9 protein-coding genes and 2 pseudogenes are annotated in these 13,734 nt (G+C 58.7%); 4 read left to right on the top strand and 7 right to left on the bottom strand.

Annotated elements, in window-relative coordinates; all coding sequences use genetic code 11:
• The first annotated feature begins 51 nt into the window (after positions 1-51).
• The 4 genes from glyQ to ACA058_RS00040 all read left to right on the top strand — a co-directional run bounded on the left by glyQ (position 52) and on the right by ACA058_RS00040 (position 4,442).
• Positions 52-1,005, top strand: a complete 954-nt coding sequence (gene glyQ, locus ACA058_RS00055) for a glycine--tRNA ligase subunit alpha (protein ID WP_032857150.1) — start codon at positions 52-54, stop codon at positions 1,003-1,005.
• Positions 1,002-3,056 carry a glycine--tRNA ligase subunit beta gene (gene glyS / locus ACA058_RS00050; protein ID WP_497637288.1) on the top strand — a complete coding sequence of 685 codons (2,055 nt, stop codon included), beginning with the start codon at positions 1,002-1,004 and terminating at the stop codon, positions 3,054-3,056. Before glyQ ends, glyS begins: the two co-directional genes overlap by 4 nt.
• 6 nt (positions 3,057-3,062) lie before the next feature.
• Positions 3,063-3,596, top strand: a complete 534-nt coding sequence (gene gmhB / locus ACA058_RS00045) for a D-glycero-beta-D-manno-heptose 1,7-bisphosphate 7-phosphatase (protein ID WP_497637287.1) — start codon at positions 3,063-3,065, stop codon at positions 3,594-3,596.
• A gap of 66 nt (positions 3,597-3,662) precedes the next feature.
• Positions 3,663-4,442 (top strand): lysophospholipid acyltransferase family protein, encoded by a 780-nt coding sequence (locus tag ACA058_RS00040; protein ID WP_497637286.1) that lies wholly within the window; start codon positions 3,663-3,665, stop codon positions 4,440-4,442.
• A gap of 354 nt (positions 4,443-4,796) precedes the next feature.
• Here ACA058_RS00040 and ltrA read toward each other — a convergent pair.
• The 7 genes and pseudogenes from ltrA to dnaA form a co-directional block, all read right to left on the bottom strand.
• Positions 4,797-5,948: pseudogene (gene ltrA, locus ACA058_RS00035) on the bottom strand (group II intron reverse transcriptase/maturase); the annotation flags it as partial.
• A 27-nt stretch (positions 5,949-5,975) separates the two neighbouring features.
• Positions 5,976-7,195 (bottom strand): IS3 family transposase gene (locus tag ACA058_RS00030; protein ID WP_497637285.1). Its coding sequence is split into 2 segments (ribosomal slippage): positions 5,976-6,850 and positions 6,850-7,195, totalling 1,221 coding nucleotides; the frame shifts between segments, so codons are not numbered across the junction.
• A 70-nt stretch (positions 7,196-7,265) separates the two neighbouring features.
• Positions 7,266-7,484 (bottom strand): annotated as a pseudogene (locus tag ACA058_RS00025) (group II intron reverse transcriptase/maturase); the annotation flags it as partial.
• 40 nt (positions 7,485-7,524) lie between these two features.
• On the bottom strand, positions 7,525-9,942 hold the full coding sequence (gene gyrB / locus ACA058_RS00020; RefSeq protein ID WP_497637284.1) for a DNA topoisomerase (ATP-hydrolyzing) subunit B: 2,418 nt from the start codon (positions 9,940-9,942) through the stop codon (positions 7,525-7,527).
• A gap of 5 nt (positions 9,943-9,947) precedes the next feature.
• Positions 9,948-11,051 carry a DNA replication/repair protein RecF gene (gene recF, locus ACA058_RS00015; protein WP_497637283.1) on the bottom strand — a complete coding sequence of 368 codons (1,104 nt, stop codon included), beginning with the start codon at positions 11,049-11,051 and terminating at the stop codon, positions 9,948-9,950.
• A 20-nt stretch (positions 11,052-11,071) separates the two neighbouring features.
• On the bottom strand, positions 11,072-12,175 hold the full coding sequence (dnaN, locus tag ACA058_RS00010; RefSeq protein ID WP_408599369.1) for a DNA polymerase III subunit beta: 1,104 nt from the start codon (positions 12,173-12,175) through the stop codon (positions 11,072-11,074).
• Positions 12,176-12,213: 38 nt separating this feature from the next.
• Entirely contained in the window at positions 12,214-13,734 is a 1,521-nt protein-coding gene (gene dnaA, locus ACA058_RS00005) for a chromosomal replication initiator protein DnaA (protein WP_497637282.1), read from the bottom strand.

Below are 13,734 nucleotides of genomic sequence, written 5' to 3'. Positions count from 1 at the left end.
TCGGGTATACTCCCGCTCTTTAAATCGCAGCCCAAGAAACAGGTGAATTTCGTGAGCCAGCCTACGCCAGCCGTGCGTACCTTCCAAGACTTGATCCTCGCCCTCCAGCAATACTGGGCCGAGCAAGGTTGTGTGGTACTTCAGCCCTACGATATGGAAGTAGGCGCCGGGACTTTCCACACTGCTACATTCCTGCGCGCCATTGGCCCGGAAACCTGGAACGCCGCTTATGTGCAGCCAAGTCGTCGCCCGACTGATGGCCGCTACGGCGAAAACCCGAACCGTCTGCAGCACTACTACCAGTTCCAGGTGGTGCTGAAGCCGAACCCGGACAACTTCCAGGAGCTGTACCTGGGCTCCCTCAAGCACGTGGGCCTGGACCCATTGGTGCATGACATCCGCTTCGTCGAAGACAACTGGGAATCGCCGACCCTCGGCGCCTGGGGTCTGGGCTGGGAAGTCTGGCTCAACGGCATGGAAGTGACCCAGTTCACCTACTTCCAGCAAGCGGGCGGCATCGAATGCTACCCGGTGACCGGCGAGATCACCTACGGCCTCGAGCGTCTGGCCATGTACCTGCAAGGCGTGGACTCGGTCTACGACCTGGTCTGGGCTGACGGTCCGTTCGGCAAAGTGACCTACGGCGACGTGTTCCACCAGAACGAAGTGGAGCAGTCGACCTACAACTTCGAACACGCCAACGTCGAGAAGCTGTTCGAACTGTTCGATTTCTACGAAAGCGAAGCCAAGCGCCTGATCGAACTCGACCAGCCGCTGCCGTTGCCGAGCTACGAAATGGTGTTGAAGGCGTCCCACACCTTCAACCTGCTGGATGCGCGCCGGGCGATTTCCGTGACCGCGCGTCAGCAATACATCCTGCGTGTACGCACCCTGGCGCGTGCCGTTGCGCAAGCCTACCTGCTGGCTCGCGCCAAGCTGGGCTTCCCGATGGCCACCCCGGACCTGCGTGACGAAGTACTGGCCAAGCTGGAGGCTGCACAATGAGTGCTCTGGATTTTCTGGTTGAATTGGGCACTGAAGAACTGCCACCCAAGGCCCTGAACACCCTGGCCGAGGCGTTCCTTGCCGGTATCGACAAGGGCCTGCAAGCTGCCGGCCTGAACTACGAGACCAAAACCGTGTATGCCGCGCCGCGCCGTCTGGCGGTGCTGATCACGTCGCTGGCCACCCAGCAGCCGGATCGCAGCATCAACCTCGATGGCCCGCCACGTCAGGCCGCGTTCGATGCCGAAGGCAACCCGACCCAAGCGGCACTGGGCTTTGCCAAGAAGTGCGGGGTCGACCTGAGCGAAATCGATCAGAGCGGACCGAAACTGCGCTACAGCCAGAGCATCGCCGGCAAGCCGACCGCAAGCCTGCTGCCGACCATCGTCGAAGATTCGCTAAACGACCTGCCAATTCCGAAACGCATGCGTTGGGGTGCGCGCAAGGAAGAGTTCGTGCGTCCGACCCAATGGCTGGTGATGCTGCTCGGTGACCAGGTCATCGACTGCACCATCCTCGCCCAGAAGTCCGGCCGTGAATCCCGTGGTCACCGCTTCCACCATCCGGAAAACGTGCGCATCGGTTCGCCGGCAAGCTACCTGGCCGACCTGCGTGCCGCTTACGTGCTGGCCGACGCCAACGAGCGTCGCGACATCATCAGCAAGCGCACCGAAGAGCTGGCCACCCGTCAGGAAGGCACGGCGATCGTTCCGCCAGCCCTGCTCGATGAAGTGACTGCGCTGGTCGAATGGCCGGTGCCGCTGGTGTGCTCGTTCGAGGAGCGTTTCCTCGACGTGCCGCAAGAAGCGCTGATCACCACCATGCAGGATAACCAGAAGTACTTCTGCCTGCTGGACGCCGACGGCAAGTTGCTGCCACGTTTCATTACCGTGGCCAACATCGAAAGCAAAGATCCGCAGCAGATCATCGCCGGTAACGAAAAAGTGGTTCGCCCACGCCTGACCGACGCCGAGTTCTTCTTCAAGCAAGACAAGAAGCAGAAGCTCGAAGACTTCAACCAGCGCCTGCAGAACGTGGTGTTCCAGGAAAAACTCGGCAGCGTCTACGACAAGGCCGAACGCGTTTCCAAGCTCGCCGCCTACATCGCTGCGCGCATTGGCGGCAACGCTTCGTGGGCCGCTCGCGCAGGCTTGCTGTCGAAATGCGACCTGGCGACCGAAATGGTCGGCGAGTTCCCGGAGATGCAAGGTGTCGCCGGTTACTACTACGCCCTCAATGACGGCGAGCCGGAAGACGTCGCCCTGGCCCTGAACGAGCAGTACATGCCGCGCGGTGCCGGTGCCGAACTGCCAGCCACCCTGACCGGTGCGGCCGTGGCCATCGCCGACAAGCTCGACACCCTCGTGGGGATCTTCGGGATCGGCATGCTGCCGACCGGTAGCAAAGACCCGTACGCACTGCGCCGTGCCGCATTGGGTGTGCTGCGTATCCTGATCGAAAAACAACTGGATCTGGACCTCAACGACGCCGTGGCCTTCGCCGTGAATGCGTTCGGTACCAAGGTCAAGGCTGCCGGCCTCAACGACGCAGTGCTGGAATTCATCTTCGACCGTCTGCGTGCCCGTTATGAGGATGAAGGCGTCGACGTGGCGACCTACCTGTCGGTTCGCGCCTTAAACCCGGGCTCGGCCCTGGACTTCGACCAGCGCGTGCAAGCAGTACAGGCCTTCCGCAAGTTGCCGGAAGCCGCGGCCCTGGCGGCGGTGAACAAGCGCGTATCGAACTTGCTGAGCAAAGTCGAAGGCTCGGTGCCGACCGTGGTAGAAGCCAAGTACTTCGACAACGCCAACGAGTTCTCCCTGTACTCGGCGATCCAGCAGGCTGACCAGGCTGTTCAGCCTATGGCCGCGGCGCGTCAGTACAGCGAATCGCTGGCACGCCTGGCCGCATTGCGCGAGCCGGTGGATGCGTTCTTCGAAGCGGTGATGGTCAACGCGGAAGACGCCAATGTGCGCGCCAACCGTTATGCACTGCTGGCGCGTCTGCGTGGCTTGTTCCTCGGCGTCGCCGATATTTCGTTGCTGGGGTAAGACTGTTTGAAACTGCTGATTCTCGATCGGGACGGGGTGATCAATTACGACTCCGACGCTTACATCAAGTCGGTGGAGGAGTGGATTCCACTCCCCGGTTCGATCGAAGCCATCGCGCAGTTGAGCAAGGCCGGCTGGACGGTGGCGGTCGCCACCAACCAGTCGGGCATCGCTCGCGGCTATTACGATCTCGCCACCCTGGACGCCATGCACGAGCGCTTGCACTCGCTGGTGGCCGAGCAGGGTGGGGAAGTCGGGCTGATCGTCTACTGCCCGCACGGGCCGGACGAAGGCTGCGATTGCCGCAAGCCAAAACCCGGGATGTTGAAAAGCATCGCCGCACATTACAACGTATCGCTGACAAATCTATGGTTCGTCGGCGATAGTCTCGGTGACTTGGAAGCCGCCAAAGCCGTCGATTCTCAGCCAGTTTTAGTTAAGACCGGGAAAGGCGAAAAGACTTTGGGCAAGATCCTACCGGCAGGCACTTTGATTTTCGACGATCTGGCGGCGATTGCCGCAGAACTTATCCACAATTAGAGCGCTTTCGACAGATCGGGAGTGCGCTTGAATAGTCGGGCATTGCCCGTAACGGTAAACGTCGCCATGTCGATACTGCAGGCCATCAGAACATTTCTCTTTTACCTGCTGCTGGGCACCAGCTCTCTGCTGTGGTGCAGCCTGAGTTTTTTTATCGCGCCATTTCTGCCGTTCAAGGCGCGCTATCGCTTTATCAACGTTTACTGGTGCCGCTGCGCCTTGTGGCTGAGCAAGGTGTTCCTGGGCATTCGCTACGAAGTAAAGGGTGCCGAGAACGTGCCGGCACAGCCCTGCGTGATTCAGTCGAACCACCAGAGCACCTGGGAGACATTCTTTCTCTCAGCCTATTTCGAGCCATTGAGCCAAGTGCTCAAGCGCGAATTGCTCTACGTGCCTTTCTTCGGCTGGGCCATGGCCATGCTGCGTCCGATCGCCATCGACCGGGACAACCCGAAAGCGGCACTCAAGCATGTCGCCAAGAAAGGCCATGAGTTGCTCAAGGATAACGTCTGGGTGCTGATTTTCCCCGAAGGCACGCGCGTTCCCTACGGCACCATCGGCAAATTCTCGCGAGGCGGTACGGCGCTGGCGGTGAATGCCGAGCTTCCAGTGCTGCCGATTGCACACAACGCTGGCAAGTTCTGGCCGAAAAGCGGTTGGAAGAAGAACCAGGGTGTCATCACCGTGATCATCGGCGCACCAATGTATGCCGAAGGTAGCGGACCACGCGCCATCGCCGATCTGAACGATCGGGTTCAGGCCTGGAACGAGCAGATGCAACGGGAAATGGGCTCTCTGCCACCGGCTTCACAAGCGCCGGTTTCCAACGATCAGGTGGTTGTCTGAGGTTCTGTGGATAACCTGTGTATCGTTTGTGAGAAAAGCGCTCTTTTTTTGTTCTAACTTAATGATTTATATAGATATTTCTTAAACAGTAAAAAACCCGAAAAACGTGCATAAGTTTTTTTCTGGCGCAAAAAAACCGGCTGATATAGCCGGTTTTTTTATCCCTGTAATGCTGGCATTTCACTTTTCCAGAAGATCACAAGATCGCAGCCTGCGGCAGCTCCTTGGGATTGTGTTCCCCCTGTAGGAGCTGCCGCAGGCTGCGATCTTTTATTTTTTTGGAATAGAGTAGGAGGCGGTTTCACAACCGCCGTCCTCTCACGCCACCGTACGTACGGTTCCGTATACGGCGGCTCAAGTTATGCGGCTAAGCCGGTTTATCGTATCCAGTATCGAGACCAGCCCTAGCTGATCCCACAGCTTCTTCGGTAACGCCTGATTCATATGTGACGCCCCCGAGTTCCACCATGGTCCGCGACCATTGAAGGCTGATTTGCAGGCGCGCGCTTCGCTAAGCCCCAAGCGCATCAAGTTGCGCGCCCTCGTAGAGGGCTGCTTCCATTGGCGCCAGATGACGCAGCGAAGTTTATGCCGCACCCACCCGTCCAGCTCCTCAAGGGGGCGCTTGCTCTGACTGAGCTTGAAGTAGCCCGCCCAACCGCGCAGTACGGGGTTAATCCGCTCGATGACGTTCGCCATCTTGTGGCCCCGTGCGCCGCGCAGCAGGTTTCTGAGTCGGTCGCGTAAGCGACCCAGACTCATCGTCGCTACTCTTAACCTCGGTTGTTGATGCCAGCTCATCCCGTAGCCCAAGTAATCACACATCCACGACCCGGCTACTCGGCTCTTTTCCCGATTCAGCGTCAGTTTCAGACGCTGATTCAGGAAACGCTCAACACCAGCCATCACTCGCGCGCCAGCACGAGGACTGCGCACATAAATGTTCGCATCGTCGGCATAGCGCACGAAGCGATGGCCCCGCCGTGTCAGCTCTTGGTCGAGTTCGTTGAGCAGGATGTTCGACAGCAACGGCGAGAGCGGGCCGCCTTGCGGCGTCCCTTCCTGCCGTCGGCTGGCGATCCCGCCCGACATCACGCCGGCCTCTAGATAACGACGGATCAGCCTGAGCACCCGCTTGTCTTCAACCTGACGCTGCACATGGGCCATCAATACATCGTGGTTGACCCGATCGAAGAACTTCTCCAGATCGAGTTCCACACACCAGCGGTGGCCCGCCGCCACATGGGCACGGGCTGTTTCGATGGATTGGTGGGCGCTTCTGCCCGGACGGAAGCCGTAGCTATAGTCCGAGAACAGCGGGTCAAAGATCGGCGTGAGCTGTTGCAGCAGTGCCTGTTGGATCAGGCGATCCACGACGCTGGGGATACCCAGCTGTCTTGTCCCGCCTTTGGGTTTGGGGATTTCGACGGCGCGTACACCTTGCGGGTGATACTCACCGGCCAGCAACCTGGCCTTGAGGGTTGGCCAATACTGTTTGGACTTGCCCCTACAAAACCGGACACCAACTCCCTGTTAAATTGATGCTGCCGCCAATCGCCTGAACTCCCTCGGTGAGCGATAGTTCAAGGCGCTGTGCGGATGCTGCTCGTTGTAGTGTTCGAAGGCAATGGCCAGGTTACGCAGCGCCGTTTCTCGATCCGGCTTGGGCATGTGCGCCACGTAGTCACGCTTGATCGTCTTCACGAAGCTCTCGGCCATACCGTTGCTCTGCGGGCTGCGCACTGGCGTGGTCACCGGTTGCAAGCCGATCTGCCGTGCAAACAGGCGCGTCTGTTCGGCGGTGTAGGCCGAGCCGTTGTCGCTTAGCCATTGCACCGGCGTGGCGGGCAGTTGATCACCGAAGCGCTTCTCCACGCTTTCCAGCATTAAGTCGCGGATATCATCGCCGCTGTACCCGGTCGGGCTCGCGACCCAGCCGATGGCCTCGCGGTCACAGCAGTCCAAGGCAAAGGTCACGCTCAGTTTGGCGCCGTCCTCGCAGCGGAACTCAAAGCCGTCCGAGCACCAACGTGTATCGCTGGTTTGCACCGCAATACGGCCTTCGTGCCGCCGCGGCACGCCGGGCTGTTTGAGTCGACGCTCCAGCAGCAAGTTGTAATCACGCATGACCCGGTAAACCCGCTTCACGTTGATCGCCGGCAGCGACTGGGTTTCACGTTCCCGACGCAGTAATCCCCAGACACGACGGTAGCCATAGCTGGGCAACTCCCTGACCTGCTGTTGGATTTCAACCACCAACTCAGCGTCGTCCACAGGTCTGCTTCGCCGTGCCTTGGGCGATACCGATTGTTTGATTCGAACCGTTAATTGCGAGCGCGCCACACCGAGACATTCGCTGACCAGCTTCACTGGTCGTCCCCCGGCAACAAGGGTGAGTGCGCAATCCATTTTCGCGACCGGGCGATCTCCACGGCCTCTTTGAGGATTTCTGCTTCCATCGTTTTCTTGCCCAGCATCCGTTGCAGTTCACGGATCTGCTTGAGCGCATCGCTCAGCTCGGAGGCAGGCACCACGGCTTCGCCAGCACTGACCGCCGACAGGCTGCCGTCCTGGTAAAGCTTGCGCCACTGGAACAGCTGGTTGGCATTGATGCCGTTGCGCCGAGCCACCACCGAAACGCTTTGCCCTGGCTCAAGACTCTCGCGAACCATGGCCAGTTTTTGCTCTGGGCTCCAGCGGCGCCGCCGCTCCTGGCCCAAAAGCTCCCCACTCTTATCATTGCTGTTAGTCATAAACATAACCGTTTGCCTATCCCTTATCGTAAGGGGGAAACGGTGTCCTGTCTTTCATGGGGCTCGTTCACTGTTCCACGTAGCCCGCCAATTCGTCGACCGTCATGCCATCGGCACCCGGCGCCCCCTCGTTGCTGACCACGCGGTGATACGCACGCTTGAGGTTGGCCGATGCAAGCACCCGCGCCATCAGCGTGTCCGGCTCCGCGTTCGTCCACATCACAGACGTCGCCGATGCCTGCGCACTGCCAGCCGTCGCCCGCGGATTCTGTCCGGAACTAGGGGTCACAGTTCTCCCTCGGAGAAATTTCTGCTTTTCGACACCGGAATCAGAAATCCAGGTTAGAAACCGCCAGGGCGTTGCTTTCGATGAAGTCACGGCGAGGCTCGACCGCATCACCCATCAGGGTGTTGAAGATCTGGTCCGCGCCAATGGCGTCTTCGATGGTCACTTTCAGCATCCGGCGAACGCTTGGGTCCATGGTGGTTTCCCACAGCTGGTCCGGGTTCATTTCACCCAGACCTTTGTATCGCTGGATGGTGTGACGCTTGGTGCTTTCAGCCATCAACCATTCCAGGGCTTCCTTGAACTCGGTGACGGCTTTCTTGCGCTCGCCGCGCTGGATGTATGCGCCTTCGTCCAGCAGAGTGCTCAGTTGAGCGCCCAGGGAAACGACCGTCTTGTAGTCGTTGCTGCCGAAGAAGTCGCGGTTGAAGGTGACGTAGTTCGACAGACCGTGGGAGATCAACTCGACCTCTGGCAGCCAGACGTTACGCTCACGATCTTCACGCAGGCTGGCCTTGTAGACCAGGCCGGACTTCTCGACGGTGCGCAGGCGCACTTCATACTGGGCTAGCCAATCCTGCATCGCAGCGTGATCGGACAATTGCTCCAGGCTGACCGCTGGCAGGTAGATGAAGTGCTCTGTCAGTTCCTGTGGATACAGGCGTGAAAGGCGCTTGAGGGTCTTCATCACCAGACGGAAGTCATTCACCAGACGCTCAAGGGCTTCGCCGGAGATACCCGGTGCCTCTTCGTTCAGGTGCAGGCTCGCATCTTCCAGGGCCGACTGCGTCATGTACTCTTCCATGGCGTCGTCGTCTTTGATGTATTGCTCTTGTTTGCCCTTCTTGACCTTGTACAGCGGTGGCTGAGCGATGTAGATGTAGCCACGCTCGATCAGCTCCGGCAGCTGACGGAAGAAGAAGGTCAGCAACAGGGTGCGAATGTGCGAACCGTCGACGTCAGCATCGGTCATGATGATGATGTTGTGATAACGCAACTTGGCGATGTTGTACTCTTCGCGACCAATGCCGCAGCCCAGCGCGGTGATCAAGGTGCCCACTTCCTGGGAAGAGATCATCTTGTCGAAACGCGCTTTCTCGACGTTCAGGATCTTACCCTTGAGCGGGAGGATCGCCTGGGTCTTGCGGTTACGCCCCTGCTTGGCGGAGCCGCCAGCAGAGTCACCTTCCACGAGGTACAGTTCGGAGAGGGCAGGGTCTTTTTCCTGGCAGTCAGCCAGTTTGCCCGGCAGGCCAGCGATGTCCAGCGCGCCTTTGCGGCGGGTCATCTCACGGGCCTTGCGCGCTGCTTCACGAGCACGTGCGGCGTCGATCATCTTGCCGACAACCAGCTTGGCTTCGTTCGGATTTTCCAGCAGGAAATCGGAAAAGTACTTGCCCATTTCCTGTTCGACCGCGGTCTTCACTTCGGAAGAGACCAGCTTGTCTTTGGTCTGGGAGCTGAACTTCGGATCCGGTACTTTTACCGAAATGATCGCGGTCAGGCCTTCACGGGCATCGTCACCGGTGGTCGCAACCTTGTGCTTCTTCGCCAGACCTTCGGCTTCGATATAGGTGTTGAGGTTACGCGTCAGGGCGGAACGGAAGCCCACCAGGTGGGTACCGCCGTCGCGCTGCGGGATGTTGTTTGTGAAGCACAACAGGTTCTCGTTGAAGCTGTCGTTCCACTGCAGGGCGATTTCCACGCCGATGCCGTCTTCACGCTGGATGTTGAAATGGAACACCTGGTTGACCGGGGTCTTGTTGGTGTTCAGGTATTCAACGAACGCGCGCAAGCCACCTTCGTACTTGAACAGTTCTTCCTTGCCGCTGCGCTCATCCTTGAGGACGATGCCAACGCCGGAGTTGAGGAAGGACAGTTCACGAATCCGCTTGGCCAGGATGTCCCAGCTGAAGTGGATGTTCTTGAAGGTTTCAGCCGAAGGCTTGAAGTGAATCTGCGTGCCAGTAGACTCGCTGTCACCGACGATTTTCATCGGCTCTTGTGGAACACCGTGAACGTAAGTCTGTTCCCAGATCTTGCCGCTACGGCGCACCGTGAGGACAAGCTCTTCAGACAGGGCGTTAACTACCGACACACCTACACCGTGCAGGCCGCCGGATACCTTGTAGGAGTTGTCATCGAACTTACCGCCGGCGTGCAGCACAGTCATGATGACCTCGGCTGCCGAAACGCCTTCTTCTTTGTGCACATCTACCGGGATGCCACGGCCGTTGTCTTTAACGGTGATGGATTCATCCGGGTGAATGATGATACTGATGTCGTCGCAGTGGCCGGCGAGCGCTTCGTCGATCGAGTTATCGACCACCTCGAACACCATGTGGTGCAGACCGCTGCCATCGTCGGTGTCACCAATGTACATACCGGGACGTTTGCGTACGGCATCCAGGCCTTTCAGCACTTTAATGCTCGTTGAGTCGTACGTATTTTCTTCGCTCAATGCCTTCACTCCCGATGGTCGTGGGTCTGGGTGATACGGCCCTGTTCCACGTGGAACAGGGCGACTGGCGTTTCCGTCTGCCAGCCTTCCCTCAATAATTCGTGGTCTACACAGGTGATAAACACCTGGCAGCGTAAGTCTTCCAGCAAGCGGCAAAGCGCACGGCGGTGCTGCTCGTCCAGTTCGGACGGCAAGTCATCCACCAGATAAATACACTGACCGCGTCGGGCCTGGCTGACCAGGTGACCTTGGGCGATCCGCAAGGCGCAGACCACCAACTTTTGCTGTCCTCGGGACAGGATGTCCGCGGCATTGTGAGCGCCCAATCTGAGGCGCAAATCAGCACGTTGCGGTCCTGCCTGGGTATGCCCCATCTGCTGATCCCGCTGAAGGGATCCGGCGAGCACAGCGCTCAGTTCACGGTCTTTGTCCCAGCCCCGGTAATAGCTGAGCGTTAGGCCCTCGAGTTCAACCAGCTCGCTCAAGGTCTGTTCAAACACCGGTTTCAAGGCTTTGATATAGGCGCGGCGGTATTCATCTATTTCAGCGCTGGCCTGGCACAGTTCCCTGTCCCAAACCGCTTGCGAAACGGCGTCAAGTGTACCATGCCGCAGCCAAGAGTTTCTCTGGCGCAGGGCCTTCTGCAGGCGCTGCCAAGTGGACATGAATCGAGGTTCCACGTGGAACACGCCCCAGTCGAGGAACTGTCGGCGAATCTTCGGCGCGCCTTCCAGCAAGCGGAAGCTGTCCGGGTTGATCAACTGGAGCGGCAGGATCTCGGCCAGTTGCGCCGCACTACGCGCGTTTTGTCCGTCGATCCGGATCTGGAACTCCCCCTGGCGGTCCCGCGAAATGCCCAGGGCGCTATGTCCGCCTTCAGCCAACTCGACTTGGCCAAATACCGTGCACGCCAATTGTTCGTATTGAATGACAGGCAACAACCGGGTGCTACGAAACGAACGAGCAAGCCCTAGCAGGTGAATGGCTTCCAGGACACTGGTTTTGCCGCTGCCGTTGGCGCCGTAAAGAATATTGATTCGGGGGGAGGGGGAGAAGGTCACCGGGTGCAGATTGCGCACCGCGGTGACCGAGACGCGACTTAGGGCCATCTAGCTTCTGCTGAACATGATTACAGACGCATCGGCATGACGACGTAGGCCGAGTCATCGTTGTCGGACTCTTGCACCAGCGCACTGCTGTTGGAGTCGGACAGGATCAGACGGACCTGCTCGGTGGTCATCACACCCAGTACGTCGAGCAAGTAGCTGACGTTGAAGCCGATTTCCAGGGAGCCGCCGTTGTACTCAACACCAACTTCTTCCTCCGCTTCCTCCTGCTCCGGATTGTTCGCCTGGATCTTCAGCTGACCCGGGGCCAGTTGGAGGCGGATGCCGCGGTACTTCTCGTTGGAAAGAATCGCCGTGCGGCTGAAAGCCTCGCGCAGCGCCTGACGATCACCGAGCACCAATTTGTCACCGCCTTTTGGCAGAACGCGCTCGTAGTCCGGGAATTTGCCATCAACCAGTTTCGAGGTGAAGGTGAACTCACCGGTGGTAGCGCGAATATGGTGCTGACCCAGGACAATGCTGACGATACCGTCTGGCTCGGTCAGCAAACGTGCCATTTCAAGAATACCCTTGCGCGGCACGATGACCTGGTGGCGATCCGGCTGGCCGATATCAGCCTGCATCGAGCACATCGCCAGGCGGTGACCGTCGGTGGCCACGGCGCGAATGACGCCTGCCGAGACTTCCAGCAGCATGCCGTTGAGGTAGTAACGTACGTCCTGCTGGGCCATGGCGAAGCTGGTGCGCTCGATCAGGCGACGCAGTTTGCTTTGTTCAAGGCTGCACGTCAGCGAGCCCGGGCCTTCTTCCACGGTAGGAAAATCGTTGGCCGGCAAAGTCGAGAGGGTGAAGCGGCTTCGGCCAGCCTTCACCACCAGCTTCTGTTCATCGACCTTGATATCGATCAGCGCATCGTTAGGCAGGCTTTTGCAGATATCCATCAGTTTGCGTGCAGGCACGGTGATGGAACCTGTTTCAGCAGGCTCTTCGAGTTGCACGCGACCGACCAGCTCGACTTCAAGGTCGGTACCGGTCAGCGACAGTTGCTGGCCTTCGACAACCAGCAGCACGTTGGAGAGCACCGGCAAGGTCTGTCGGCGCTCGACAACGCCTGCGACCAGTTGCAGGGGTTTCAACAGGGCTTCGCGTTGAATGGTGAAATGCATGGTCTAGTCCCTTGCCTTAAAAGCTGCGCTGGTGTTCATCAAGTGGTCAGTGTACGCAGCAGGTTCTTGTAGTCCTCGCGGATGTCCGCGTCGGATTCCTTAAGTTCGTTGATCTTGCGGCAGGCGTGCAAAACTGTCGTGTGGTCACGCCCACCAAACACATCACCGATTTCCGGCAGGCTGTGGTTGGTCAGTTCCTTGGACAACGCCATGGCGACCTGACGTGGACGGGCGACCGAACGCGAACGACGTTTGGACAACAAATCCGAGATCTTGATCTTGTAGTACTCGGCGACAGTGCGCTGAATGTTATCCACAGAGACCAGTTTGTCTTGCAGTGCCAACAGATCCTTCAGGGACTCGCGGATCAGCTCGATGGTGATATCGCGACCCATGAAGTGCGAATGGGCGATCACGCGTTTGAGCGCACCTTCCAGTTCACGGACGTTGGAGCGAATGCGTTGGGCAATGAAGAACGCTGCATCGTGTGGCAGTTCGACTTTGGCCTGGTCGGCCTTCTTCATCAGGATCGCGACACGGGTTTCCAGTTCCGGCGGCTCCACAGCCACCGTGAGCCCCCAGCCGAAGCGAGACTTCAGGCGTTCTTCAAGGCCTTCGATTTCTTTGGGGTAGCGGTCACTGGTCAGAATGACCTGCTGGCCACCTTCAAGCAGGGCATTGAAGGTGTGGAAAAACTCTTCCTGGGAACGTTCCTTGCGGGCGAAGAACTGAATGTCATCGATCAGCAACGCGTCCACCGAACGGTAGAAGCGCTTGAATTCGTTGATCGCGTTCAACTGCAGGGCCTTGACCATGTCGGCCACGAAGCGCTCGGAATGCAGGTACACGACCTTGGCGTTCGGATTCTTCTTTAATAGATGGTTACCCACAGCATGCATCAAGTGGGTTTTACCCAGACCTACACCACCATAAAGGAAGAGCGGGTTGTAACCGTGCTTGGGATTATCCGCCACTTGCCAGGCCGCGGCCCGGGCCAGTTGGTTGGACTTACCCTCTACGAAGTTTTCGAAGGTAAAGGTGCGGTTCAGGTAGCTGGTGTGCTTGAGCGCGCCTTCAACCTGAACGGTGCGTTGCTCGGCACGAACCGGAGCCTGTTGCGAACTGGCACCTGCCATGGGGTCGAAGCTGTCACGCGAAGGCTCAAGCTCGGTGACCTCAGCGGTTTTTTGCGTCGCACGCTTGGTCGGTGACGCAGGCGGAGCAACAGGCGCGGAAGCAGCCGCAGCAGCCTGAACCTGGGACGCCGCAGCGGCGGCCAGCGGCGCATTTGGCGCGGCGCGCGGAGCAGAGCTGCGTTTGCTGCCTATTAATAAGGAAAGCGCAGGTGCCATACCGTTGCCGTGCTCGTCGAGCAATTCCAGGACGCGACTCAGGTATTTCTCGTTGACCCAGTCCAGGACGAAACGATTGGGTGCATAGACACGCAACTCGTCGCCTTCGGCTTCGACCTGTAGTGGACGGATCCAAGTGTTGAATTGTTGGGCAGGCAGCTCATCGCGCAAAAGCTCCACGCACTGCTGCCAAAGTTCCACTGACAC

The organism is Pseudomonas sp. LBUM1649, assembly GCF_059716155.1.
Note: the sequence above shows the minus strand (reverse complement) of the source record. Positions and strands in the feature narration are given on the sequence as shown.